This window comes from Neisseria sp. HMSC31F04 (genome assembly GCF_001807735.1).
Classification (GTDB): Bacteria; Pseudomonadota; Gammaproteobacteria; order Burkholderiales; family Neisseriaceae; genus Neisseria; species Neisseria elongata.
Map to the genome: position 1 here is coordinate 1 of NZ_KV790765.1, position 22,964 is coordinate 22,964.

Here is a 22,964-nt window from a genome sequence, read left to right on the forward strand (position 1 = left end):
GGGAGGGAGAAGGAATTTTGCAAAGGTCTCAGAAAGTGATGATGGTCGGCACTTCTACGGTGAGCGGATTGAATGAGCCGTCATTGATGCCCTGCCACAGTCCGAAGGGTATCATAATCAGCAGGGCAAAGGCCCAAAACAGGGTAATGAGGTATTCCAGATACAACGGCCACAGGCGGAGGTTTTGCATTCTGAGCATCTGACGGAAATATTTGAGGACGGTTTCCGCACCGCCCTGCGCCCATCGCAGCCGTTGCCGGTAGAGGCCGATCAGGGTTTCGGGCATCAATACCCAGCAAAGGGAGCGGGGTTCGTAGCCGACGCTGTAACCTGCCGTTTGTGCTTTCCAGGTGATGTCTATGTCTTCGGTAATCATGTTTTCGCTCCAGCCGCCCAACTCCAGCAGGATGTCGCGGCGCAGGCAGAGGATGACGCCGGAGAGTGTGAACAACATGCCGGAGATACTTTGGGAGCGTTTGATCAGGCCGATGATCGAGCTGAATTCGGCCACTTGCAGTTTGCCGAGCAGGGTGCTGCGGTTGCGCACGCGCGGATTGCCGGTCAGTCCGCCGAGATTGGGGTCCGTTTCCATACTTTGTACGAAGTATGACAATGCGCCGTAGTCGAGGACGGAGTCGCCGTCGATGCAGACGATATATTTTCCTTGGGCATGGCGCAGGCCGTGGTTGAGTGCCGAAGCTTTGCCGCCGTTGGCCTGATGAAGGACGCGGATGCGGTCGTGCTGCGCCGCCCAGCTGCGGATGAGCGGCAGTGTGTCGTCCGTGCTGCCGTCATCGATAAAAATCAGTTCGTAATCCGGATAGTCGAGATTGAGCAGGTGCGGGATGGAGGTTTGCAGGTTGCGGGCTTCGTTGAAGCAGGGGATGAGGACGCTGACGGGCGGAGTGTTTGTGCATGTGTCGTCGGCATCGCGGTTTTCCCAGATCAGGAAATACAGCAGTGCGGAGATGGTCCAATAAGCAGCCATGATGCCGGGGTAAAGCAGCACGAAGAGGCCGAAATAGTCATACCATTGCATAGGTCGGATGGGCGAAACGTGTTTTCAGACGGCCGTCAGGCCGTCTGAAAATGGTTTTAGGCTTTTTTGACGAATTCGGATTTCAGATTCATCGCGCTGCCGTCGATTTTGCAGCCGATGTTGTGGTCGCCCTCCTGCAGGCGTATGCCTTTGACTTTGGTGCCTTGCTTGATGACCATCGAACTGCCTTTGACTTTCAGGTCTTTAATCAGCACCACGGTGTCGCCGTCTTGCAAAACCGCGCCGTTGGCATCTTTGACATTCAAGCCTTCATTGGCGGCCGGTGTTTCGGTTTCGTTCCATTCGTGGGCGCATTCGGGGCAGACATATTGTCCGCCGTCTTCGTAGGTGTATTCCGATTGGCATTGCGGGCAGGGGGGTAATGACATGGTTTGTTTCCTGATTGTTTTTTGATAAATGAAGACGGGATTATACAGGTGGTTTGCCGGAAAGGCCGAATGGCCGGCCTTTGGTTTTTTCGGGGTAGCTAGAGGCCGTCTGAAAATATGAATGAGGGTGTAATTATCCGGTATGCCATAGTTTGATAAGATGTAAAAAAGCCATCTGAACATCGGTTATAGATGTTTCAGACGGCTTTTTTCAGTTTTAGCCTACTTTGTCGCCCGGCTGCGCGCCTGCATCGACATCGAGCAGCCTCAGTTTGCCCTCGGCGGTGGCGGCGGAGAGGATCATGCCTTCGGATACGCCGAATTTTGCCATTTTGCGCGGGGCGAAGTTGGCGACGGCGATGACCATGCGGCCGTTCAATTCGGCGGGGTTGGGATAAGACGCGGCGATGCCGGAGAAGATGATGCGTTTTTCAAAACCGAAATCGAGGTCGAATTTTAAGAGTTTGGTGCTGCCTTCGACGGCTTCGCAGTTCAATACTTTGGCGACGCGCATGTCGATTTTCATGAAGTCGTCGAAGCTCGCCTGCTCGGCGACTTTTTCGTATTTGCTCTCTTCGGCGGCAAGCGCGGGGGTCGTCTGAATGCTTTGTTTGTTGGCTTCGATTAAATCGTCCACTTGTTTTTGCTCCACTCGTTGCATTAAATGTTCGTATTTGTTGATGGCGTGTTCGCCTAGGGTTTCGCGCGTGTTCGCCCAGGTAATCGCGTCCAGATTGAGGAAGCGCGCGGCGTTGGCGGCGGTTTGCGGCAACACGGGGGCGAGGTAGGCGGTCAGCATGGTGAAGGCGTTGATGAGTTCGCTGCATACTTCGTGCAGGCGTTCGTCTTGACCTTCCTGCTTGGCGAGTTCCCACGGCTTGTTGGCATCGACGTATTCGTTCACGGCATCCGCCAATGCCATGATGTCGCGCAGGGCGCGGGCGTATTCGCGGTTTTCGTATTGTTCGGCGATGGTATCGCTTTCGGCAGCGAGTTTTGCCAGCAATGCGCTGCCTGAAACGTCTTTCAGACGACCTTCAAAGCGTTTGGCGATGAAACCTGACGCGCGGGCGGCGATGTTGACGTATTTGCCGACGAGGTCGCTGTTTACGCGCGAGATAAAGTCTTGCAGGTTCAAATCGATGTCTTCGATTTTGCTGTTGAGTTTGGCGGCGATGTAGTAGCGCATCCACTCGGGGTTCAGGCCTTGTTCCAGATAGGATTTGGCGGTGATGAATGTGCCGCGCGATTTGGACATTTTTTGTCCGTCCACGGTCAGGAAGCCGTGAGCGTACACGCCGGTCGGGGCGCGGTGGCCGGAGAAATGCAGCATGGCGGGCCAGAACAGGGCGTGGAAATAGAGGATGTCTTTGCCGATGAAGTGGTACATCTCGGTTTGGCTGTCGGCTTTGAAGTATTCATCGAAATCGATGCCGATGCGGTCGCACAGGTTTTTAAACGACGCCATGTAGCCGACGGGCGCGTCCAACCAGACGTAGAAGTATTTGCCCGGCGCGTCGGGGATTTCGAAACCGAAATACGGCGCGTCGCGGGAGATGTCCCAGTCGGACAGGGTGGTTTCTTCGCCTTCGCCCAGCCATTCTTTCATTTTGTTGAGAGCTTCTGGTTGCAGATGGGGCTTGCCGTCGTGCGGGTTGTTGCCGGAAGTCCATGCTTTGAGGAAGTCGGCGCATTCGCCCAGTTTGAAGAAGAAGTGTTCGGATTCGCGCAATTCGGGTTTGGCACCGGAAACGGCGGAATACGGGTTGATCAGTTCGGTCGGGGAATAGGTCGTGCCGCAGACTTCGCAGTTGTCGCCGTATTGGTCTTGGGCGTGGCATTTCGGGCATTCGCCTTTGACGAAGCGGTCGGGCAGGAACATTTGTTTTTCGGGGTCGAAAAGCTGCTCGATGACGCGGCTTTCGATTTTGCCGTTGGCTTTCAGCACGCGGTAAATGTCTTGGGAAAACTGTTTGTTTTCAGGGGAGTGGGTGCTGTAATAATTGTCGTAGCCGATGAAAAAGCCGGTGAAGTCGGCGAGGTGCTCTTCGCGCACTTTGGCAATCATGTCTTCGGGCGCGATGCCTTGTTTTTGCGCAGCCAGCATCACGGGCGTGCCGTGGGTGTCGTCGGCGCAGCAGTAGTGGCACTCGTGGCCGCGCAGTTTTTGAAAGCGCACCCAAACGTCGGTTTGGATGTGTTCGACCATGTGGCCGAGGTGGATGCTGCCGTTGGCATAGGGCAGCGCGGAGGTAACGAGGATTTTGCGTGGTTTGGTCATGTCGGTTATCGGTTAAATCATGTGAAAATAAGGGGGTATTATGCCACAAAGAGCGGCGGGTCAAGTGAGGCCGTCTGAAAACGTTTTTCCGGCCGGAGTATGTTTTCAGACGGCCTGATTGGTATGGTGAGGCATCAGTGGAGCATGATGGCTACCAGGCTGCCGACGGTCATGTAAACGACGGCAGCGGCTTTTTCCAGCAGGGAGATGACGGGTTCCATAATCGGATACAGCAGCCTGGTCATCAGCAGGAAGAAGATGATCCAGGTGCCGTAGGGTTCGATTTTTTGGTATTGCACCGACCATTTCGCAGGCAGGAAGCTGTCGATAAAGCGGCCGCCGTCCAAAGGAAGGATGGGCAGCATGTTGAGGGTGAACAGTACGATGTTGATGGAGATGCCGTATTGTGTCATGCCGTAGAGGGGTTCTTGGAAGGATTCGGGGACGACGAGGCCGAACAGGCCCAACAGCAATGCCCAGCCGAAGGCCATGGCAAGGTTGGCCAAGGGGCCGGCAACGGCGATGGTGCGCCAAGCGATTCTGGTGTTGCGGAGGTTGCGGCTGATGACGGGGACGGGTTTTGCCCAGCCGAACAGGAAGGGGGACTGCATCAGCAGCAGGGCCGCGGGGACGAGGATGGTGCCGATCAAGTCGATATGCGCCAAGGGGTTGAGTGTCAGCCTGCCCAGTTTTTCCGCCGTATTGTCGCCCCAATAGCGGGCGGCGTAGGCATGGGCGGCTTCGTGAAGGGTAATGGCCAGCAGCAGGGGGGCGACGGCCAGGAGGAAGGTGGCTAAATCAAATTGCATGTAAGGTTCTTTCGGTTTGGAAGGGCACTGTTGGCCGTCTGAAAATATTTCGTTATCCTAATTCAAATTTAATCCGGAATAAATGGATGAAATCGCCACCGCGTTATTGGCCATATGGACGGCGATGCTCCAACGGATGTCGCGCAGGTGGAGGTATGCGATACATAAAACCGCCCCCATTGCGCCGTATATCGCCAATGACGGCCAGTCGTAAAGCGAGTGCATAAAACCGAAAATCAGCGCGGAAAGGACTACGGCGGTAAAGCGTCCGGCGAAGGTTTGCAACGTGTCGCCAAAAATATTAAGCAGGATACCGCGAAACAACCACTCCTCCGCCAATGGCGCGACCAATACCACATCGGCCAAAACCAGTATGGCGGGCAGGCTGCGCACCCATTCGATAATCGCCTGTTGGTTTTCCAATTCCTGCGGCGGGATGCCGAACATCCATTCCAAAACCGGATGGCCGTAAGTGCCGATTAAGAATAAAAGGCCGAGGTAGGTTGCCGACCAAACAATCTTCTTCCGCATGGGGATAAGGTTGCGGTTGGCGAAGTAGGTATGGGTATGCCTGCCGGAGCGGTAGCTCCAATACAGCGGCAGCAGTATGATGCAGGCGGCTGCGGCGAAAACGGGCGGTTGATAGAGGGCTGCGTTCGGGCTGATGCTCCCGGCCTGCTTGTTTGTGATGGAAAAGGACGCAATCAGCATCGGCAGCAGGTTTATCCAAAACAAATAGCAGACGAATAAGACGGATTGGTTTGTTTTGTTCATTGGTTTTGTTTGCCGTTCGTGCTTTCAGACGGCCTCAAAGGCCGAAAACGGCTTTGTCGCCCCTGCCTTCGCGCACCAATACCGTGCCGTCGGTCATGTCCACCACCGTGGTCGGTTCCATGCCGCACCAGCCGCCGTCTATCACCAAGTCCACCGAATGCTCCAAACGGTCGCGGATTTCGTAAGGGTCGGACAACGGCTCGCCGTCTTCTGGTAGCATCAGCGTGCAGCTTAACAACGGTTCGCCCAATTCGTTCAGCAGCGCAAGGGCGATTTTATTGTCGGGGACGCGCAGGCCTATGGTTTTACGCTTCGGATGCAGCGTGCGGTTCGGCACCTCTTTGGTTGCCTGAAGGATAAAGGTGTAACTGCCGGGGGTGGCGGCTTTCAATTGGCGGAACTGGCTGTTGTCTACTTTGGCGTAAGTGCCCAGTTCGCCCAAATCGGCGCACATCAGTGTCAGATGGTGCTTCAAATCGATTTGGCGGATACGCAAAATCCGCTCCATCGCTTCCTTATCGCCCAAACGGCAGCCGAGCGCGTAGCAGGAATCGGTTGGGTAGGCGATTACGCCGCCGTTGCGGACGATTTCCGCCGCCTGTTTGATTAACCGTTCCTGCGGATTGTCGGGATGGATGGCGAAAAACTGTGCCATAGGGAACTCCTTGTTAAAGCCTGTTGCCGCAAATACGACGTCCTGCTAGCCGAAAAAAATGTGAAATGATACTCTAGCGGCCGTTACAACAAAAGGAAAAAATATGCGTCAATTCGCCGTCTTAATTTTGGCTGCGGCACTGTCGGCCAATGTTTGCGCCGAAAATGCGGCAGACATGTCGATGAAGTGGGCAACGCCGGTCAAACAGGATGCCAATCTCTACCGTTTGGACGACAAACTCTACCTCAGCGAACAGCTTACCCGCTCCGATGCGGCCGCAGTGCAGAGTTTGGGCATCAAAAGCGTCATCAACCTGCGTTTTTTCGACCGCGACGATAACGAAACCGCCTTGTCGGGAAGCGGCATCGCCCTGTTTAACAAACCGCTGCTGACTTGGCGCATCAAGCCGAAACACATCGCCGAAACCCTGTATCTGATTGAGCAACGGCAAAAACAAGGCCCTGTTTTAATTCATTGTTACCACGGTGCGGACCGTACCGGCTTGATTTCGGGCATGTACCGCGTCATTTACCAAAACTGGCCGATTGAAGAAGCCAAACGGGAAATGCAGCAGGGGCCTTACGGCTATCACAGCATTTGGCGCAACATCGCCAATATGTTTACGGAAGAAAAAGTGGCCAAGGTGCGGGAGGAATTGGCACGCATCCGCCAACGGGAAGAAAACCGAAGCCGGTAGATAAAAGGATGGAAATATTTTTCAGACGGCCTTTAAAAAAAGCTTGACGCATTTCTAAAACCCCATTATTATACGCGCTTCCCTTTTACGGGTCGTTAGCTCAGTCGGTAGAGCAGCGGACTTTTAATCCGTTGGTCGAGCGTTCGAATCGCTCACGACCCACCAAATCAAATATAAAGAGCCAAGTTTGAAATAACTTGGCTCTTTATATTTGATTTGAAGGAAGGTGATGCAGGCAATGCGGTTTGACGAGAAACGGGGAGTGTTGTGATTGGCATGCCGTTTGCGCTTTTCCGTCAGTCTGCGTCAGGCATTGCAGAACATATTGTTTTTGGTACAATGCCGCCTGAAATGAATCCCGCAAGCCGCCGTCCGACCGCGCGGCTTGCCTTTTTATTGTTTCACCGATGGCCGTGCCTCCCGCTTTAATATAGGCTGGGAAACCATCGCTTCCAGGAATAGAAAGATATGAAAAAAATCCCTTTGACCATTCGGGGTGCCGAACTGCTGAAAAACGAACTCCAACAGCTTAAAAGCGTGGCGCGTCCAGAGGTAATCGCAGCCATAGCGGAAGCCCGCTCGCATGGCGACTTGTCTGAAAATGCCGAATACGAGGCAGCCAAAGAAAAACAAGGATTTATCGAAGGCCGAATCGCCGAAATCGAGCATAAATTGTCTCACGCCCATATCATCAATCCTGCCGAAATCCATGCCGAAGGCAAGGTGGTGTTCGGCGCAACCCTGATGCTGGAAGACCTCGACAGCGGCGACCATGTGCGTTACCAAATCGTCGGAGAGGACGAAGCCGACATTAAAGCAGGCAAGATTTCCGTTGTTTCCCCGATTGCCCGCGCTTTAATCGGCAAGGAAGAGGGGGATGTTGCCGAAGTTCAGGCGCCGGGTGGCGTGCGCGAATACGAAATTGTCGAAGTGCAGTACGTCTGACCTTGTTTTTTACCTGCAACAGGTAGTCAAGGCTGCTGATAACCGTTACAATCGCCCACTTCTTATTTCTAATAACCAAAACCATCTGAAAATGGAGTTTTAATATGACAGCAAAAGGACAAATGCTGCAAGATCCTTTCTTGAATGCCCTTCGTAAAGAACATGTGCCGGTTTCCATCTACCTTGTAAACGGCATTAAGTTGCAGGGGCAGGTCGAATCGTTCGACCAATACGTCGTGCTGTTGCGTAACACATCAGTTACCCAAATGGTCTACAAACACGCTATTTCCACCATCGTTCCCGCCCGCGCGGTCAGCCTGCAACACGAAGCAAAAGCAGCGGAAGCAGAAGCGCCTGCAGCGGAATAAACGGTTTGCTTGAACAGGCCGTCTGAAAGTTTGAACTGCTCTTTGTCGGGCTGGATGAAATATTCAGTTTGATTGGGGCAGTTTAAATTTTCAGACGGCCTTTAAACCGTCTATGCAGGATCAAAATTGAATCAATCAAATTCAAATCGGCACAGGCGGCAAAGCGATGGCTGAAACAATACAAGCCGTATGGCAAACCAAGCCGAGCCATATTGATTTAAAGTAGTCCCCGGGGCAGACAAATCGATTTTTCATCCGAGCAAGGCAAGGCCGTATTCCATTTGCCGTTAAACATCGAACCGTTTTCAGGAACAACCAATGAATATTCGTGATACCGAACGCATCCGTCACAACACCAAAATCATTGCCACACTGGGGCCGGGCAGCAATAACGTCGAACTTTTGCGCGACATGATTATTGCCGGCGGGTTAAATGTCATCCGCTTCAACTTCAGCCACGGCGATGCCGAATTCCACCGCGCCAATGCCGAAATCGTGCGTGAGGCGGCACGGCAGGCGCGTCAGGAAGTTGCCATTATGGCCGATTTGCAGGGGCCGAAAATCCGCATCGGCAAAATTGCGGGCGGCGGTATCAACGTCAAAGCGGGCGAAACTCTGATGCTGGATGCCGCGTGGAGCGGAGAGGGCGGACGCGAACGCATCGGCCTCGACTACCGAGAGCTGCCGGATGACGTCAAATCCGGTGACGTACTGCTGTTGGACGACGGCCTGCTTACCCTGACCGTTACCGAAGTAAACGGCAGCGAAATCCGCACCGTCGCACAAAACGACCATTTCCTGAAAAGTAACAAAGGCATCAACAAACAGGGCGGCGGCCTGAGTGCCGGTTCGTTTACCGAAAAAGATTTCCGCGACCTCAAAACGGCCGTTGCCATCGGCTGCGACTATCTGGCCGTCAGCTTCGTTAAAAATGCGGAAGACATGAAAATCGCCCGCGACCTTTTGCAGGCCGAATGCCAAGACCGCCCGCGTCCCGGATTGGTGGCCAAAATCGAACGCATCGAAGCGGTGCACAACCTCGACAGCATCATTGAAGCTTCAGACGGCATCATGGTGGCGCGCGGCGATTTGGCAGTGGAAGTCGGCAATGCGGCCGTTCCCGCACTGCAAAAACGCATGATCAAACGCGCACGCGAATTGCGCCGTTTCAGCATCACCGCCACCCAAATGATGGAATCGATGATTACCAACCCCGTGCCGACACGCGCCGAGGTCAGCGATGTGGCCAACGCCGTACTCGACGGCACCGATGCCGTCATGTGTTCGGCAGAAACCGCCGTCGGAGCCTATCCTTTTGAAACCGTAAAGCAAATGGCCGCCATCTGCGCCGCCGCCGAAAAAGAACAGGATTCTTTGATTGGCACTATAGATGATTTCGACGACAGCCGCCGCATCGACCACGCCATTGCGGGCGGTGCCGTCCATGTTGCCCGTGAAGTGGATGCCAAAGCCATCGTCGCCCTGACCGAAAGCGGTACGACCGCATTCCAAATCAGCCGCTACGGCATCCAAATCCCGATTTACGCCCTCACACCCAACACGTCCGCCCAACGCCGCATGGCCATGTATCGCGGCGTACGCCCGCTGCACCTGGAAACCAGTACCGACCATGATACCGCCCTGGAGCAAGTGGAAAACGAATTGATCAGGCTCGGCGTATTGAAAAGCGGCGACCAATACATCATCACCAGTGGCCGCCGTATGCGCGAAAGCGGCAGCACCAACACCTTGCAGGTCATACAGGCAAAGTAGGGCGCAGACAGGGATAGGCCGTCTGAAAGCAAATAAACGTCGGCATGACCGTGCGCCTGACGGAAACGTGGTTTTCAGACGGCCTCATATACAATTTCCTGCTTGGGCAAATCTGCGGTACCGTTCAAACAGACGTGATTGGAAGAGCCGCCCGTCGGAAAAGATTTTTTCAGACGGCCTCCATATATCCCTTATAATACCGCCGATTAACCATTTACCCTTTTCAGACGGCCTCCAAAGGCCGTCTGAAAACATACGGATAAAACAAACATGAAATTCATCGATGAAGCAAAAATCGAAGTCGCCGCAGGCAAAGGCGGTAATGGCGCAACCAGTTTCCGCCGCGAAAAATTCGTACCGCGCGGCGGTCCCGACGGCGGCGACGGCGGCAAAGGCGGCAGCGTCTGGGCAGAAGCCGACGAAAACACCAACACACTCGTCGAATACCGCTTCGTCAAACGCTACCAAGCCAAAAACGGCGAAAAAGGCCACGGCTCCGACCGTTACGGCGCAGGGGCGGACGACATCGTCCTCAAAATGCCCGTCGGCACCCTTATCCGCGACCTCGACACCGACGAAATCGTCGCCGACCTCACCCACCACGGCCAGCGCGTCTGTCTCGCCAAAGGCGGCAAAGGCGGCTTAGGCAATATCCACTTCAAATCCTCCGTCAACCGCGCGCCCAAACAATCCACGCCCGGCGAAGAAGGCGAAACCCGGTCCCTGCAACTCGAACTCAAAGTCCTCGCCGATGTCGGCTTGTTAGGCATGCCCAACGCCGGCAAATCCACCCTAATTACCGCCGTCTCCGCCGCACGCCCCAAAATCGCCAACTACCCCTTCACCACACTGCATCCAAACTTGGGCGTCGTGCGCATCGACGAAAACCACAGCTTCGTCATGGCTGACATCCCTGGCCTGATTGAAGGCGCGGCAGAAGGCGCAGGTCTCGGACACCGTTTCCTCAAACACTTATCACGCACCGGCCTGCTGTTGCACGTCGTCGATTTGGCACCCTTCGATGAAGCCGTCAACCCAGCAGAAGAAGCCCTCGCCATCATCAACGAATTGCGCAAATACGACGAAGAACTTTACGGCAAACCGCGCTGGCTCGTGCTGAACAAACTTGATATGCTCGACGAAGAAGAAGCCCAAACGCGCACCGAAGCCTTCCTAGAAGCTATCGGCTGGGACTACCCCAAACCAGATGACCGATTCCAATTCGACATAGAAACACCGCGCCTCTTCCAAATCAGCGCGCTGACACACCAAGGCACGCAGGAATTGGTACACCAAATCAACCAATACCTGACCGAGAAAAAACGCATTGAAGCCGAGAAAGCAGAAGCGGAACAGGCAGCGGCAAATGTTGAGATTGCCGGGCAACAGCCTAAAACGGATACAGGTGTGTTTAAGCCGGAGTAAGGAAATAAAAAGTTTTCAGACGACCTATTTAATGTAATATAGGGCTGTCCGAATACAGGAACAAAAAGCAAGGAAGACCATGATTTCTGATAAACAACGTACCGAATTGGCGAAAAAGCAAGCCATGCTTAAAATTTTGTATCAGGCATGGCTAGCAGAAAAACGGAAATACGCCGTAATCACGGTAGTCGATAATGAAGGCAATCTGATCGAATATCATCCTTCAGGCAACCAAAGAACCGTAGGCCATGTCAAACAACCGGCCTAAAGCGATTTTTTACTGTGGTGCTAACGGTTCGGGCAAATCTACCCTGCGCCAATTCAATCAAGATCGTGTCTCGTTAGTGATTGATTCCGACCATATCGCAGCAGAAATTAACCCTGAAATGCCTCGCTTAGCGGATATGGAAGCGGGAAAAGCTGCATTGCGCTTATTCCGTCAAGCATTGGATAATCGAATTTCTTTTTCCATGGAATCGACCTTATCCGGCAAATCCGCCCTTACCCGCATTCAAACGGCCAGCAATGCCGGATTCTACGTCATACTCAACTATATCGGCCTTGCTACGCCTGAATTAAATATTCGACGCATGCAAGAGCGTGTCGCAAGCGGCGGACACTGGATAGACCCTGAGTTAATCCTCAAACGCTACCATGTGAGCCTGCAAAACCTTCATACCGCATTACCGTTTGCCGACGAAAGTTTTATTTTTGATAACTCATCCGTCTATCCTCAACTGCAAATATGGATGAATCGACATCAATATTTGACAAACAAACATTTAGCCGACTGGGTAAAGCCAATCGAGCAAACCATACTTTCAAATGGATTAATTTTTGATTCTTTCTTGGCTTATGAATAAATAAAGAATCCTTCTGCACAAAAAATCCAAATAATTTATCCTTATTTAAACAAAATTTGAAAATTCCATGACCACCATCTACAACACCCTTACCCGTCAAAAAGAACCCTTCACCCCCATCGATCCAAAAAACGTGCGTATGTACGTGTGCGGTATGACTGTTTACGACTATTGCCACTTGGGTCACGCCCGTGTGATGGTTGTGTTCGACATGATTGCCCGCTGGCTGCGCGAGTGCGGTTATCCGCTCACTTATGTGCGCAACATCACCGACATCGACGACAAAATCATTGCCCGCGCTGCTGAAAACGGCGAGACCATCGGCGAGCTGACTGCGCGTTTCATTCAGGCTATGCACGAAGATGCCGATGCTCTGGGCGTTTTGCGTCCCGACATCGAGCCGAAGGCGACGGAAAACATTCCGCAAATGATTGCCATGATTGAAACCCTGATTCAAAACGGCAAGGCCTATCCTGCCGCAAACGGCGACGTTTACTACGCCGTGCGCGAATTTTCCGCTTATGGTCAATTATCGGGTAAGTCTCTGGACGACCTGCGTGCGGGCGAGCGTGTAGAAGTAGACGGTTTCAAACGCGATCCGCTTGATTTTGTGTTGTGGAAAGCCGCCAAAGCAGGCGAACCGGCATGGGAAAGCCCTTGGGGCAACGGCCGTCCAGGTTGGCACATCGAATGCTCCGCCATGAGTGAAAACCTGTTCGGCGACACCTTCGACATACATGGCGGCGGTGCGGATTTGCAATTCCCACACCATGAAAACGAAATCGCCCAAAGCGTCGGTGCCAGCGGTCATACCTGCGGCCACGACCACGCGCAAACCCATCATGGTCAAAGCATCGCGAGCCACGTCAAATACTGGCTGCACAATGGCTTCATCCGTGTGGACGGCGAAAAAATGTCCAAATCGCTGGGCAACTTCTTCACCATTCGCGAAGTGTTGAAACAATATGACCCGGAAGTCGTGCGCTTCTTCATCCTGCGCGCCCACTACCGCAGCCCGCTGAACTATTCCGACGCCCATCTGGACGACGCAAAAGGCGCGCTGACCCGCCTGTACACCACCTTGAAAAACACCCCAGCTGCCGCATTCGAATTGTCCGAAAACGCCAACGACTACATCCGCCGCTTCTACGCCGCCATGAACGACGATTTCGGTACGGTTGAAGCCGTCGCCGTGTTGTTCGAACTGGCAGGCGAAGTGAACAAAACCAATGACGCACACCTCGCCGGCTGCCTGAAAGCCTTGGGCGGCATCATCGGCCTGCTGCAACGCGATCCGACTGAGTTCCTGCAAGGCGGCGCGGTTTCAGACGGCCTCTCCAACGAAGAAATCGACGACTTAATCGCTCAGCGAAAACAGGCGCGCGCGGATAAAAATTGGGCAGAGTCCGATCGCATCCGCGACCTTCTAAACGAACACAAAATCATTCTGGAAGACAACGCCGGCGGCACGACTTGGCGGCGCGGCTAACGTGTATTGATTGTATTGGTATGGAAAAGGCCGTCTGAAAAATGGGTTTCAGACGGCCTTTTTAACAACCTCAGTTTGTTTGCCTGTTGCCTTGATTGTATGCGGCACAGGCATAAAAGAGTAATTGTGCCAAATTGAAAGTCGCACCGCCGATGGCAGCTGCAACCGTTGATTGGGGAAACAGTGCACATGATAGGGCGATGATAGTGCCTGTAAACAAAGGGTTGATGCACCATGCGGCGCGGGGGAGGCGGGTTTGTCCGCGCAGGGTTTGCACCAGAAAAAGCAGCCAGCCGAAAGCCAGCAGGCCGACCGCTGTTGTCCAATGTACATCCAGCATGGTGTAGAAACGGTGGAATTGCGCCAGCAGCAGCGGATGTGCTTCAGGCGGGGCGGCGAGTATGGTTTGCGCGCTGATGCCCAGATAGTAAAAACCCGCATGTCCGAGCGGAGAGAGTGCGTAGCCCGCAGCCAGCAGGGCAAAGCAAATTTTGGCGGTTCGTCCCGAGTGTATCAGGCGGTATACGCCGAGGGTTGCAGCCAGATAGAAAACGATGCTGAATGTGGCGGGAATCACGCCCCAAAACAGCCGTTGCGGCGAACCGGACAGCATCAGGACAGCCATGTCCGCCCGGCTGCCCAAGTGTGCGGCCAGCGTATGCGAGAATAGGGGATACCGCTGTGGCTCTTGTACGAATCCGACCAGCAGTATATCGCCGGCGGTCCAACAAAGCGCGGCGGCAAGGCCGCAGTATAGCAGGGTTCGGGTGTGCATGAATGTCTCCGTATGATAACGGCGGGCGGTTTGTTTTTCAGACGGCCTTTGTGTCTGAGGCCGTCTGAAAATGTGGTTGGCCGGATGTTTTAATGGCAATCAAATATAAAGGCCGTGCGGCTGAAATCGCGTTTGGCCAAGTCTTCCGGTGTGATGAAGAAATTAGCCACGCCGGAATCTCCCCACATCAGTTTGCCTGTATAGCGGTCGTTTTCGTTGATGTCGCTGTCCAGTTGCAGCAGCAGGATGTATTTCTGCCAGTCGGAATAGGCGGCAGGGTCGTCGAAATCGGTGCCGTGGTCGTCGAAATCGATGTCTTCATGATATTCCCAAAACGGGTCGCCCTGAATGAAAATGGGGCAACCGCCGATTTTATGCCCTTCGAGTGTTTTGAAATCGGCGTCTTCCTCTTCTTCGCCAGCCGTTTGGAAAATCAGCGGAAACTCACCGGAAAACGGCAGACAGTCGGAATCGGCGGCCTGGTAAGCGGAAAAATCGGTTTGAAGTTCGCTCTCGGGAAGCAATTCGGGGTAATACACAATGCGCCAGCCGGCTTGTGCCGACTGGTTTTCGAAATTCCAGCCCATGTTGTAGCTCAGTCCGTCGATGAACACTTGCAAGATGCCGTGTTCGGGGAAGCCGGGCAGGTGCGGTACTTCGGAAAAGTTGATTTGCGCCGCTAAGGTGAGCGGGTGCTTTTTCTCGGTGTGGTGCGGGTATCCCGCATTTTTGGGCAGGTAGGGCGTGCCGCCGATTTTGCTTTGATAGGGCGTAGTGGCGGCGGTTTCACCGAGCGTGAAGCGGACGACGGGGCGGGGCATGACGGTTCTCCTGATGACGGGAAAGGGTTTTGCTGGAAAGGAGGGGCAGGGGCTATCAAGATAGGATGCGTGGTTTGTGCAAACCGTTTTTCAGACGGCCTCATCTATTGTGGAGGCCGTCTGAAAGTTTCAATTGCTTCATCTACTGTTTGCTTTCCAAATATTTTATTTTACGGCTTGTTTTCTGGCACGTGTGCAACTGTGTTTATTGCCAAAATGGTCCAAAATAAATTGTGTTTCCGCGTGAAGGCCTGAAATTTTCCTGCCATACGCGACATTTAAAAATATAGTGGATTAACTTTAAATCAGGACAAGGCGACGAAGCTGCAGACAGTACAAATAGTACGGCAAGGCGAGGCAACGCCGTACTGGTTTAAAGTTAATCCACTATATTTCTGCCCAGTTCCCGTCTTGCCGATATCGGGCATATTTTCCGGCGATATGGCGGCCGGCTTGGTCTGTTTTTGGGTATTTTTTCAGTCGGAGGCATCAAGATATATTGTTGCAGTTGATGATGCAACAAATCTTTGTAATTCAAACTATTGTTTCTATTTTTGTGGTTTTGCGAAGCTCGGCAAAGTAATGGTTCAACTGTGAAATTGCTCGTTCCAGAAACGCATCGGATACGCCCATTCGTTGGACATGAAATGCTTGCTGTACCGTTCTTGGCAGTCGGGCAGATAGAGGTTTTGTATATCGTGCCCCGGTATGTGCAGCAGGCGGGAGAAGGAAAGGGCGGTTAGTACGTCTTGACGGAAATATTTGTTGCCTTTGCAGTAAGGCGCAATGAGTTTGATCAGATCGCTCAAAGTCGGCTTTTCGGTGTGTGCTGCGCGGACTTTGCCGATAAACTCCCCTACCCAGTCTGTCGGCTCGAAATCGGTTTGCGTGTAGGGCATGGGCAGCACGAGGCAAACATAGGGGTCAACCGCGTGATAAGCGGAAAAAACTTTATAGAACAGCTTTCTGGCTATGTACTCGGCCGTAAGCGGCTTATCCCAGACTTTTAGCAGTCGTTCGGCAGTGGCGTTGCGGTGATAATGGTAAGTGCGGAATTCCTGCACCACGGCAAAATCACCGCGCTTGGTAGCGGTGGCAAAACGGTGCAGCAACGCAGTTTCATCGGTATGGCTCAGAGTGTGCAGCACGGCTTCGGCAGCTTCGTTAGGCGAAATAGGTGTTTCAGGTAGCCTGAAAACGGATAGAACCTTCTCATAAGCAGACTGCAAAGCATCGTCTGTTTCAAGCTCCACCCAGCCCATTGCTTCCCGCCCCTTTTTGTCGTAGTTCCAATGCAGGCTGAGTAATGTGTGCAGCCATTCCGCATCCAAACGCATGGCTTTGGCCATGTTGGAAATGGTGCGCTTTGCGCCCGTGCTTTGGTTGATTTGGGTGATGCTGAGTGTTTTGGCCATGTTTTTGCTTTCGACGTAAGGTGCTTGTTGTTTTGCTTCTAAATAGTTCTGAGATCGTTTGAAATTCCCGCGACACCGTACGAGAATAGAGGTAACACTCTCAGCTTATTAAGATATTTTTCTAGTGTACAGTTGGACGGCATCGTATCCGCCCATTGCCAAAAAATCTGCAATATCATACACAGAAGCAATATATTGCCTGTTCCAATTGCCGTGTTCTACGAGACTAATTAGGCGGACACTATGCTGGGGCGGCATACAGTCGGGATAACGGTATAGAGTATTGGCGATAACAAAATAAAAAATCCGCTTTGCGGCATCATCCAATGGACGGTGCCCGATAATCGGCCATGTGCCGTCTTTGAGCAGGTGGTTGCCGGTGAAAAGCACGGGCTGGCGCATTTTTTCCGCCCAATTCATCGGCAGCAGATACGGGAGGTTTTCAGGTATTGTTTGGTCTTGCCGGATAGCTAAAACCCCCATCATTAGCCTGCTGTAATGAGAGAAAACCACTTGCGCAATACCGAAACTCCCGTCTGACAAAGGAACGGCGAAAATATCTCCCGATTGGATTTTTAAGGATTTCGGCATAGGATTCCCTTATTTACTGATCTGCTTGCAACTCATTTTTCAGACGGCCTCAAAGGTAGAAAGGCCGTCTGAAATCAACGAATCAACACTAAATCTCCATCTACAAATCCCGCTGCGATGTGTGGTACGCGAAAAACGGCGAGGTCTGGCAATTCAACTGTCAGTTTCCGCACGATGTTAACGATTGTTTCCAGCACAATTTCCCAGTTTTGACCAGACAGCACAGATAAGTCTGGTGCAGCAGTTGCAGGATGAAAATCATCGTCATCCGGGCAGGCCCAATCGTCATTGCTCTCGTTAAAATGGGTTGAGCCGACTAGGGTGATTTCGTAAGGTTCCGACAGTTCGAATGACCAGGCCGCAATATTCTGCGGGATATTCTCCCGACTGACGGCTGTCAGCCAGTTTTTAAAGTTGGTTTCAAGTTGGGTTTCTGCATTCATGTTTTCTGCCTTTGTCGGGATAACCGCCTTTGCCGACTTGTATGGGAAGTGTTTTAATCTGCACCTTTTGCCCTATTTTCGTGGAACTGCGCCTGCCAGTCGGCGAATTGGCCCTGTTCGATGGTTTCGCGCATTTCGGCCATGATGGTTTGATAGAAATGCAGGTTGTGGATGGTGTTCAACTGCGCGCCCAAAATTTCGCCGGCGCGGTGCAGGTGGTGCAGGTAGGCGCGGCTGAAGTTTTGGCAGGCGTAGCAGGTGCAGGATTCGTCGAGCGGGCGGGTGTCGTGTTTGTGCTTGGCGTTTTTGATTTTGATGTCGCCGAAACGGGTGAACAGCCAGCCGTTGCGGGCGTTGCGGGTGGGCATGACGCAGTCGAACATGTCCACGCCGTGCGCCACGCCGTACACCAAGTCTTCCGGCGTGCCGACGCCCATCAGGTAATGCGGTTTGTGTTCGGGCAATATGGGGCCGACGGCGCGCAGCATGCGGTACATTTCGGGCTTGGGTTCGCCCACCGATAAGCCGCCGATGGCGAGGCCGGGGAAGTCGAGCTGTTCCAGCCCGCGCAGGGACTGTTCGCGCAGGTCTTCGTACATCGCGCCCTGCACGATGCCGAACAGGGCGTTGGGGTTGTTCAAATCTTCAAAGGCTTTTTTGCTGCGTTCCGCCCAGCGCAGACTCATTTGCAGCGATTTTTCGGCCTGATCGCGCGTGGCTTCGCCGGGGGTGCATTCGTCGAGCTGCATGGCGATGTCGGAGTTGAGCACGGTTTGGATTTTCATCGAGATTTCGGGCGAGAGGAAGAGTTTGTCGCCGTTAATCGGGCTTTTGAAGGTGCAGCCTTCTTCGGTGAGTTTGCGCATGTCGGATAGCGAAAACACTTGGAAACCGCCGGAGTCGGTCAAAATCGGTTTGTTCCAGCCGATAAAGTCGTGCAGGCCGCCGAATTGTTCGATGACTTCGAGGCCGGGGCGAAGCCATAAATGGTAGGTGTTGCCGAGGATGATTTGGGCGCTGATGTCGTGCAGGTTTTGCGGAGTCATGGCTTTGACCGAGCCGTAGGTGCCAACGGGCATGAATACGGGGGTTTCGATGCTGCCGTGGTTGAGTTCCAATGTACCGCGGCGGGCGTGGCCGTCTTTGTTGTGTAAGGTGAATTTAAGCATGATGGTTTTGTTTTTTATGCAGACTGTCTGTCAGGAAGGGCGGATTATAGAGGATTTTGCTTTTTCAGACGGCCTTTTGTCCCGTTTTGGGTAGAATCTAGGGGAGAGCCGTCTGAAAATTTTGATGGTCAGGTACCGGCTAATTGGTTGAAGGAAAGATGAAAACAAACACCGCACGGTTTTTACCGTGCGGTGTTTGTTTATATGAAGGTTTCAGACGGCCTTACATCATGCCGCCCATACCACCCATGCCGCCCATGTCAGGCATAGCTGGTTTTTCTTCAGGGATTTCGGCAATCATGCAATCGGTTGTCAGCATCAGGCCGGCGATAGACGCGGCGTGTTGCAGCGCGGAACGGGTTACTTTGGCGGGGTCGAGTACACCCATTTCGATCATGTCGCCGTATTCGCCGGAACCTGCGTTGTAACCGTAGTTGCCTTTGCCTTCCAGCACTTTGTTCACGACCACGCTGGGCTCGCCGCCTGCGTTGGCAACGATTTGGCGCAGCGGAGACTCAACGGCACGCAAGACGATTTGTACGCCTGCGTCTTGGTCGGCATTGCCGGTGTGCAGGTTTTCCAAAGCGGCACGGGCGCGCAACAGGGCTACGCCGCCGCCGGCAACCACGCCTTCTTCAACGGCTGCGCGGGTAGCGTGCAGCGCGTCTTCCACGCGGTCTTTTTTCTCTTTCATTTCGACTTCGGTAGCGGCACCGACTTTAATCACTGCCACGCCGCCTGCCAGTTTGGCAACGCGCTCTTGCAGTTTTTCTTTGTCGTAATCGCTGGTTGCGGTTTCGATTTGTTGGCGGATTTCGGCAACACGCGCTTCGATTTGGGTTGCGTCGCCAAAGCCGTCGATGATGGTGGTGTTTTCTTTACCGATTTCGATGCGTTTGGCTTGACCCAAGTCTTCCAGAGTGGCTTTTTCCAAAGACAGGCCGACTTCTTCGGCAATCACGGTACCGCCGGTCAGGATGGCGATGTCTTGCAACATGGCTTTGCGGCGGTCGCCGAAGCCCGGGGCTTTAACGGCAACGGTTTTCAGGATGCCGCGGATGTTGTTCACCACCAAAGTCGCCAAGGCTTCGCCTTCTACGTCTTCAGCGATAATCAAGAGCGGACGGCTGGCTTTTGCCACTTGTTCCAAAACAGGCAGCAGGTCACGGATGTTGCTGATTTTTTTGTCGAACAGCAATACAAACGGATTGTCCAGCGCAGCGATTTGTTTTTCCGCGTCGTTGATGAAGTAAGGGGACAGGTAGCCGCGGTCGAACTGCATACCTTCGACGACATCCAATTCGTTTTCCAAAGATTTGCCGTCTTCAACGGTAATCACGCCTTCTTTGCCGACTTTTTCCATCGCTTCGGCAATAATCGCGCCGACTTGTTCGTCGGAGTTGGCAGAAATCGAGCCGACTTGGGCGATTTCTTTGGAAGTATCGCAAGGTTTGGCGATGTTTTTCAGCTCTTCAACCAAAGCGGCAACGGCTTTGTCGATACCGCGTTTCAGGTCGGTCGGGTTCATGCCGGCGGTCACGTATTTCATGCCTTCGGCAACGATGGATTGCGCCAATACGGTGGCGGTGGTGGTACCGTCACCCGCTACGTCGTTGGTTTTGGACGCCACTTCTTTCACCATTTGCGCGCCCATGTTTTCGAATTTGTCTTTCAGTTCGATTTCTTTAGCGACGGTAACGCCGTCTTTAGTGATGTGCGGGCCACCGAATGCGCGGTCAACCACTACGTTGCGACCTTTAGGACCCAAAGTTACGCGGACGGCGTTTGCCAGAGTGTTCACGCCGCTGACCATTTTTTGGCGGACTTCGTTACCGAACTGTACGTCTTTTGCTGCCATGTTTTGATTCTCCAAAATTGTTTAATGTTGTTTGAGGCCGTCTGAAAGCGTTGTATGCCTTTTTCAGACGGCCTGTCGTCTGAATATGCGGAATGCTTTATTCCACAATGCCGAAAATGTCTTCTTCGCGCATTACCAACAGCTCTTCGCCGTCGGCTTTTACGGTTTGGCCGCTGTACTTGCCGAAAATGATTTTGTCGCCGACTTTGACATCCAGCGGACGGCGTTCGCCGTCTTTGCCGATTTTGCCTGCGCCCACGGCGATCACTTCGCCCATGTCGGGTTTTTCAGCGGCTGCGCCCGGCAAGACGATGCCTGATGCGGTTTTTTCTTCAGCTTCCAAGCGTTTGACGACGACGCGGTCGTGTAAAGGACGGATGGTCATGTGTGTACTCCAAAATGAAAACAAACAAGCCCTTGCGGGCAATCCAAAGGCCGGACGCATCATACATCCGACTCAACGACGGGCAAAATAGGGTTGCCGCAGGCAAATTCAAGCCCGTATCGGTAAAAAAATGTGCCGCCTGTTTTCAGACGGCCTCCCAATCATATTTTATTTAACGCGCAAAATCTGCAACATCAGAACATATGCCCCAGTTTTTCCGCTTTGGTGTGCAGATAATGTTCGTTTTCCGCATTCTCGCCCACATGCAGGGGCACGCGTTCGGCAACCTCTATGCCCGCCGAACGCAGCGTTTCCACTTTGTCGGGATTATTGGTCAGCAGCCGGACGCTCCGTATGCCCAAATGGGCGAAAATCTGCTGTGCCAAACCGAAATCGCGGGCATCGACCGGCAAACCCAAAGCCAAATTGGCCTCCACCGTATCCAAGCCCTGATCTTGCAAGCGGTAGGCACGGATTTTATTGATCAAACCAATGCCGCGCCCCTCCTGCCGCAGGTAGGCAATCGCCCCGCGGCCTTCACGCTGCACCGCCTGCATGGCAGCCTGAAGCTGCGGGCCGCAGTCGCACTTGCGCGAAAACAGCGCATCCCCGGTCAGACATTCGGAATGCACCCGTGCCAATACCGGAAGGCCGTCTGAAACATCGCCCATCGTCAATGCTACATGTTCCTGTCCGTTTTCATCCTCAAAACCGTGCAGGGTAAAAACGCCCCATTCGGTCGGCAGGCGGCAGGCGGCGACAAAATTCAATTTACTCATTCTCTTCCCCCGCACCCAGCAAGGCGGCCAACGGTGCCGCCAAAGCCAATGCCAATGCCACCCATAATGCCTGTGCCGTTTCATCGAAGCCGTTTTTTTGCGCCGCTTCCACCTGAATCACGCCCAAAACACGGCCGCTTTCCAAACAGACGGGCAGCGACATCTGACTGCCGTTCCGCGCATGATGCTCGCCCGAAATTTCACCGGCCTCCAGCCAACGCACAGTATCTTCAACCAAATTCAACCAGCCCCGGTTAGCCGTCCTGCTCGGCAGATAAGCCGCTTCTGCCTCTTCGTCCAACTTCAATAAGGCTTCAACCGGCTGCCCCTGCTGCAACAGCCGCAGCAAGCCCGCCTGCTCGGGCAGCAGCACATAAACTGCCGCCGATTGCGCCGCCGATTGCTCCCAGGTGGAATCCAAAGCCATAAAAACCTGTTTTAAAATCTGCTCCGTCGTTTCATCGCATGTAAAATAGTCGGCCGCGCAAGCCTCGTTTCCATTGCCCCACAATACAGACCTATCTATCTCGGCTTGCCCCATATTCATCACTGTTTCCGCCGCCAAACGGGCCACGGCCACATCACCCGCTGCCAGCTTCAAACCCTGCGTTTGCAGATAATCGCGCACCAATACTTCAGACATATTCAAAATTCTTTCGATAAAAACAGGCCGTCTGAAACCGTTTCAGACGGCCGAAAACACTAGCTGACAATATAGCCCGTTTCGGCAAATTTTCAAGCCAAACGGTAAACGGATACAATCTGATTTGCAAATCGGCTCATTTTCCGTATAATCGCGCCTTCTCTTACAATACAAAGCGGACGTGGCGAAATTGGTAGACGCACCAGATTTAGGTTCTGGCGCCGAGAGGTGTGAGAGTTCGAGTCTCTCCGTCCGCACCAAAGTTTTTATATTTTTCATGATGTTATATGCTGCTTGGTGCAAATGTGGTGCAAATCACATCATCGGGCGTTTTTCTTTTTGGCGGTCTAGCCATCCTTCGACTTCTTCTTTTTTCCACCAAAAACGTTTCTTTGATACGGATATTCGCGCGGGGAAATCCGGGCGCGGTGCGTACCGCTCTAAAAATGTCCGCTTCTTTACGGACAAAATATCTGCGCATTGCTGCGGGTCTAGGTATTCGTTATCCATTTAAAATCTCCAAACTTAAATATATTTACGCTACCTGAGACCTTTGCAAAACTCCTTTTCCTCAGCAG

Annotated in this window: 25 protein-coding genes, 2 tRNA genes and 1 pseudogene; 11 read left to right on the forward strand and 17 right to left on the reverse strand. The window is 53.1% G+C overall.

Annotated elements, in window-relative coordinates; translation table 11 throughout:
- Nucleotides 1–28 precede the first annotated feature (28 nt).
- The 6 genes from pgaC to HMPREF3107_RS01645 form a co-directional block, all read right to left on the reverse strand.
- A complete protein-coding gene (gene pgaC / locus HMPREF3107_RS01620) occupies nucleotides 29–1,039 on the reverse strand; it encodes a poly-beta-1,6-N-acetyl-D-glucosamine synthase (protein WP_070452608.1) in 1,011 nt (336 codons plus the stop codon).
- Between the two features lie 56 nt (nucleotides 1,040–1,095).
- Nucleotides 1,096–1,428 (reverse strand): zinc ribbon domain-containing protein YjdM, encoded by a 333-nt coding sequence (locus tag HMPREF3107_RS01625; protein WP_070452611.1) that lies wholly within the window; start codon nucleotides 1,426–1,428, stop codon nucleotides 1,096–1,098.
- A 217-nt stretch (nucleotides 1,429–1,645) separates the two neighbouring features.
- Nucleotides 1,646–3,709: a methionine--tRNA ligase gene (metG, locus tag HMPREF3107_RS01630; protein ID WP_070452614.1), complete on the reverse strand. Its 2,064-nt coding sequence runs from the start codon at nucleotides 3,707–3,709 to the stop codon at nucleotides 1,646–1,648.
- Nucleotides 3,710–3,843: 134 nt separating this feature from the next.
- Nucleotides 3,844–4,518 carry a site-2 protease family protein gene (locus HMPREF3107_RS01635; protein WP_070452617.1) on the reverse strand — a complete coding sequence of 225 codons (675 nt, stop codon included), beginning with the start codon at nucleotides 4,516–4,518 and terminating at the stop codon, nucleotides 3,844–3,846.
- 57 nt (nucleotides 4,519–4,575) lie between these two features.
- The gene (locus tag HMPREF3107_RS01640) at nucleotides 4,576–5,292 is read right to left on the reverse strand and encodes a CPBP family intramembrane glutamic endopeptidase (RefSeq protein ID WP_070452623.1); all 717 of its coding nucleotides are present in this window, start codon (nucleotides 5,290–5,292) and stop codon (nucleotides 4,576–4,578) included.
- 34 nt (nucleotides 5,293–5,326) lie between these two features.
- Entirely contained in the window at nucleotides 5,327–5,947 is a 621-nt protein-coding gene (locus HMPREF3107_RS01645) for an L-threonylcarbamoyladenylate synthase (protein WP_003774799.1), read from the reverse strand.
- 103 nt (nucleotides 5,948–6,050) lie between these two features.
- Between HMPREF3107_RS01645 and HMPREF3107_RS01650 the strand changes: the two genes are divergently transcribed.
- From HMPREF3107_RS01650 to cysS, 9 genes are all read left to right on the forward strand, one after another.
- Nucleotides 6,051–6,644 carry a protein-tyrosine phosphatase family protein gene (locus HMPREF3107_RS01650; protein ID WP_070452626.1) on the forward strand — a complete coding sequence of 198 codons (594 nt, stop codon included), beginning with the start codon at nucleotides 6,051–6,053 and terminating at the stop codon, nucleotides 6,642–6,644.
- An 89-nt stretch (nucleotides 6,645–6,733) separates the two neighbouring features.
- Nucleotides 6,734–6,809: transfer RNA gene (locus tag HMPREF3107_RS01655), tRNA-Lys, on the forward strand.
- A 303-nt stretch (nucleotides 6,810–7,112) separates the two neighbouring features.
- On the forward strand, nucleotides 7,113–7,589 hold the full coding sequence (gene greA / locus HMPREF3107_RS01660; RefSeq protein WP_003774804.1) for a transcription elongation factor GreA: 477 nt from the start codon (nucleotides 7,113–7,115) through the stop codon (nucleotides 7,587–7,589).
- A 104-nt stretch (nucleotides 7,590–7,693) separates the two neighbouring features.
- Nucleotides 7,694–7,957, forward strand: a complete 264-nt coding sequence (gene hfq, locus HMPREF3107_RS01665) for an RNA chaperone Hfq (RefSeq protein ID WP_003774806.1) — start codon at nucleotides 7,694–7,696, stop codon at nucleotides 7,955–7,957.
- Between the two features lie 318 nt (nucleotides 7,958–8,275).
- Complete coding sequence (gene pyk / locus HMPREF3107_RS01670; protein WP_070452629.1) at nucleotides 8,276–9,730, forward strand: pyruvate kinase; 1,455 nt, start codon at nucleotides 8,276–8,278, stop codon at nucleotides 9,728–9,730.
- A gap of 270 nt (nucleotides 9,731–10,000) precedes the next feature.
- The gene (gene obgE / locus HMPREF3107_RS01675; RefSeq protein ID WP_070452632.1) at nucleotides 10,001–11,155 is read left to right on the forward strand and encodes a GTPase ObgE; all 1,155 of its coding nucleotides are present in this window, start codon (nucleotides 10,001–10,003) and stop codon (nucleotides 11,153–11,155) included.
- A gap of 79 nt (nucleotides 11,156–11,234) precedes the next feature.
- On the forward strand, nucleotides 11,235–11,423 hold the full coding sequence (locus HMPREF3107_RS01680; RefSeq protein ID WP_070452636.1) for a hypothetical protein: 189 nt from the start codon (nucleotides 11,235–11,237) through the stop codon (nucleotides 11,421–11,423).
- Nucleotides 11,404–12,018: an ATPase gene (locus HMPREF3107_RS01685; protein ID WP_070452639.1), complete on the forward strand. Its 615-nt coding sequence runs from the start codon at nucleotides 11,404–11,406 to the stop codon at nucleotides 12,016–12,018. The genes HMPREF3107_RS01680 and HMPREF3107_RS01685 overlap by 20 nt, the downstream gene beginning before the upstream one ends.
- A 67-nt stretch (nucleotides 12,019–12,085) precedes the next feature.
- Nucleotides 12,086–13,507, forward strand: coding sequence for a cysteine--tRNA ligase (cysS, locus tag HMPREF3107_RS01690; protein ID WP_070452642.1), 1,422 nt, complete (start codon nucleotides 12,086–12,088; stop codon nucleotides 13,505–13,507).
- 70 nt (nucleotides 13,508–13,577) lie between these two features.
- Here cysS and HMPREF3107_RS01695 read toward each other — a convergent pair whose 3' ends face one another.
- Nucleotides 13,578–14,282 (reverse strand): DUF6796 family protein, encoded by a 705-nt coding sequence (locus HMPREF3107_RS01695; protein WP_070452645.1) that lies wholly within the window; start codon nucleotides 14,280–14,282, stop codon nucleotides 13,578–13,580.
- An 89-nt stretch (nucleotides 14,283–14,371) separates the two neighbouring features.
- Nucleotides 14,372–15,103 (reverse strand): YwqG family protein, encoded by a 732-nt coding sequence (locus HMPREF3107_RS01700; protein ID WP_070452649.1) that lies wholly within the window; start codon nucleotides 15,101–15,103, stop codon nucleotides 14,372–14,374.
- A gap of 282 nt (nucleotides 15,104–15,385) precedes the next feature.
- Between HMPREF3107_RS01700 and HMPREF3107_RS12230 the strand changes: the two are divergent.
- Nucleotides 15,386–15,496, forward strand: a pseudogene (locus tag HMPREF3107_RS12230) (IS5/IS1182 family transposase); the annotation flags it as partial.
- Nucleotides 15,497–15,690: 194 nt separating this feature from the next.
- Here HMPREF3107_RS12230 and HMPREF3107_RS01705 read toward each other — a convergent pair.
- From HMPREF3107_RS01705 to HMPREF3107_RS01740, 8 genes are all read right to left on the reverse strand, one after another.
- Nucleotides 15,691–16,518 (reverse strand): hypothetical protein, encoded by an 828-nt coding sequence (locus tag HMPREF3107_RS01705; protein WP_070452653.1) that lies wholly within the window; start codon nucleotides 16,516–16,518, stop codon nucleotides 15,691–15,693.
- A 108-nt stretch (nucleotides 16,519–16,626) separates the two neighbouring features.
- Nucleotides 16,627–17,109 carry an Imm26 family immunity protein gene (locus HMPREF3107_RS01710; RefSeq protein ID WP_070452656.1) on the reverse strand — a complete coding sequence of 161 codons (483 nt, stop codon included), beginning with the start codon at nucleotides 17,107–17,109 and terminating at the stop codon, nucleotides 16,627–16,629.
- A gap of 74 nt (nucleotides 17,110–17,183) precedes the next feature.
- On the reverse strand, nucleotides 17,184–17,552 hold the full coding sequence (locus HMPREF3107_RS01715) for a hypothetical protein (RefSeq protein ID WP_070452659.1): 369 nt from the start codon (nucleotides 17,550–17,552) through the stop codon (nucleotides 17,184–17,186).
- Nucleotides 17,553–17,605: 53 nt separating this feature from the next.
- Complete coding sequence (gene tgt / locus HMPREF3107_RS01720; RefSeq protein WP_070452662.1) at nucleotides 17,606–18,721, reverse strand: tRNA guanosine(34) transglycosylase Tgt; 1,116 nt, start codon at nucleotides 18,719–18,721, stop codon at nucleotides 17,606–17,608.
- Nucleotides 18,722–18,944: 223 nt separating this feature from the next.
- Nucleotides 18,945–20,579: a chaperonin GroEL gene (gene groL, locus HMPREF3107_RS01725; protein WP_070452668.1), complete on the reverse strand. Its 1,635-nt coding sequence runs from the start codon at nucleotides 20,577–20,579 to the stop codon at nucleotides 18,945–18,947.
- Nucleotides 20,580–20,676: 97 nt separating this feature from the next.
- The gene (gene groES, locus HMPREF3107_RS01730; RefSeq protein ID WP_016687158.1) at nucleotides 20,677–20,964 is read right to left on the reverse strand and encodes a co-chaperone GroES; all 288 of its coding nucleotides are present in this window, start codon (nucleotides 20,962–20,964) and stop codon (nucleotides 20,677–20,679) included.
- A gap of 194 nt (nucleotides 20,965–21,158) precedes the next feature.
- Entirely contained in the window at nucleotides 21,159–21,743 is a 585-nt protein-coding gene (gene ribA / locus HMPREF3107_RS01735) for a GTP cyclohydrolase II (protein ID WP_003774862.1), read from the reverse strand.
- Nucleotides 21,736–22,386, reverse strand: a complete 651-nt coding sequence (locus tag HMPREF3107_RS01740; RefSeq protein WP_070452665.1) for a GAF domain-containing protein — start codon at nucleotides 22,384–22,386, stop codon at nucleotides 21,736–21,738. The genes ribA and HMPREF3107_RS01740 overlap by 8 nt, the downstream gene beginning before the upstream one ends.
- A 175-nt stretch (nucleotides 22,387–22,561) precedes the next feature.
- Here HMPREF3107_RS01740 and HMPREF3107_RS01745 point away from each other — a divergent pair.
- Nucleotides 22,562–22,646: transfer RNA gene (locus HMPREF3107_RS01745), tRNA-Leu, on the forward strand.
- A gap of 55 nt (nucleotides 22,647–22,701) precedes the next feature.
- Here HMPREF3107_RS01745 and HMPREF3107_RS11250 read toward each other — a convergent pair.
- Nucleotides 22,702–22,896: a helix-turn-helix transcriptional regulator gene (locus HMPREF3107_RS11250; RefSeq protein WP_083284583.1), complete on the reverse strand. Its 195-nt coding sequence runs from the start codon at nucleotides 22,894–22,896 to the stop codon at nucleotides 22,702–22,704.
- Nucleotides 22,897–22,964: the final 68 nt, after the last annotated feature.

Coding starts and splice junctions, on each gene's coding strand:
- HMPREF3107_RS01700 (WP_070452649.1), bottom strand. CDS start 15,103: ATGCCCCGCCCCGTCGTCCGCTTCACGCTCGGTGAAACCGCCGCCACT.
- HMPREF3107_RS11250 (WP_083284583.1), bottom strand. CDS start 22,896: ATGGATAACGAATACCTAGACCCGCAGCAATGCGCAGATATTTTGTCC.
- HMPREF3107_RS01640 (WP_070452623.1), bottom strand. CDS start 5,292: ATGAACAAAACAAACCAATCCGTCTTATTCGTCTGCTATTTGTTTTGG.
- HMPREF3107_RS01705 (WP_070452653.1), bottom strand. CDS start 16,518: ATGGCCAAAACACTCAGCATCACCCAAATCAACCAAAGCACGGGCGCA.
- hfq (WP_003774806.1), top strand. CDS start 7,694: ATGACAGCAAAAGGACAAATGCTGCAAGATCCTTTCTTGAATGCCCTT.
- HMPREF3107_RS01740 (WP_070452665.1), bottom strand. CDS start 22,386: ATGTCTGAAGTATTGGTGCGCGATTATCTGCAAACGCAGGGTTTGAAG.
- greA (WP_003774804.1), top strand. CDS start 7,113: ATGAAAAAAATCCCTTTGACCATTCGGGGTGCCGAACTGCTGAAAAAC.
- ribA (WP_003774862.1), bottom strand. CDS start 21,743: ATGAGTAAATTGAATTTTGTCGCCGCCTGCCGCCTGCCGACCGAATGG.
- HMPREF3107_RS01685 (WP_070452639.1), top strand. CDS start 11,404: ATGTCAAACAACCGGCCTAAAGCGATTTTTTACTGTGGTGCTAACGGT.
- HMPREF3107_RS01695 (WP_070452645.1), bottom strand. CDS start 14,282: ATGCACACCCGAACCCTGCTATACTGCGGCCTTGCCGCCGCGCTTTGT.
- groL (WP_070452668.1), bottom strand. CDS start 20,579: ATGGCAGCAAAAGACGTACAGTTCGGTAACGAAGTCCGCCAAAAAATG.
- tgt (WP_070452662.1), bottom strand. CDS start 18,721: ATGCTTAAATTCACCTTACACAACAAAGACGGCCACGCCCGCCGCGGT.
- HMPREF3107_RS01715 (WP_070452659.1), bottom strand. CDS start 17,552: ATGAATGCAGAAACCCAACTTGAAACCAACTTTAAAAACTGGCTGACA.
- HMPREF3107_RS01645 (WP_003774799.1), bottom strand. CDS start 5,947: ATGGCACAGTTTTTCGCCATCCATCCCGACAATCCGCAGGAACGGTTA.
- cysS (WP_070452642.1), top strand. CDS start 12,086: ATGACCACCATCTACAACACCCTTACCCGTCAAAAAGAACCCTTCACC.
- HMPREF3107_RS01650 (WP_070452626.1), top strand. CDS start 6,051: ATGCGTCAATTCGCCGTCTTAATTTTGGCTGCGGCACTGTCGGCCAAT.
- HMPREF3107_RS01680 (WP_070452636.1), top strand. CDS start 11,235: ATGATTTCTGATAAACAACGTACCGAATTGGCGAAAAAGCAAGCCATG.
- pgaC (WP_070452608.1), bottom strand. CDS start 1,039: ATGCAATGGTATGACTATTTCGGCCTCTTCGTGCTGCTTTACCCCGGC.
- obgE (WP_070452632.1), top strand. CDS start 10,001: ATGAAATTCATCGATGAAGCAAAAATCGAAGTCGCCGCAGGCAAAGGC.
- HMPREF3107_RS01625 (WP_070452611.1), bottom strand. CDS start 1,428: ATGTCATTACCCCCCTGCCCGCAATGCCAATCGGAATACACCTACGAA.
- HMPREF3107_RS01710 (WP_070452656.1), bottom strand. CDS start 17,109: ATGCCGAAATCCTTAAAAATCCAATCGGGAGATATTTTCGCCGTTCCT.
- HMPREF3107_RS01635 (WP_070452617.1), bottom strand. CDS start 4,518: ATGCAATTTGATTTAGCCACCTTCCTCCTGGCCGTCGCCCCCCTGCTG.
- pyk (WP_070452629.1), top strand. CDS start 8,276: ATGAATATTCGTGATACCGAACGCATCCGTCACAACACCAAAATCATT.
- metG (WP_070452614.1), bottom strand. CDS start 3,709: ATGACCAAACCACGCAAAATCCTCGTTACCTCCGCGCTGCCCTATGCC.
- groES (WP_016687158.1), bottom strand. CDS start 20,964: ATGACCATCCGTCCTTTACACGACCGCGTCGTCGTCAAACGCTTGGAA.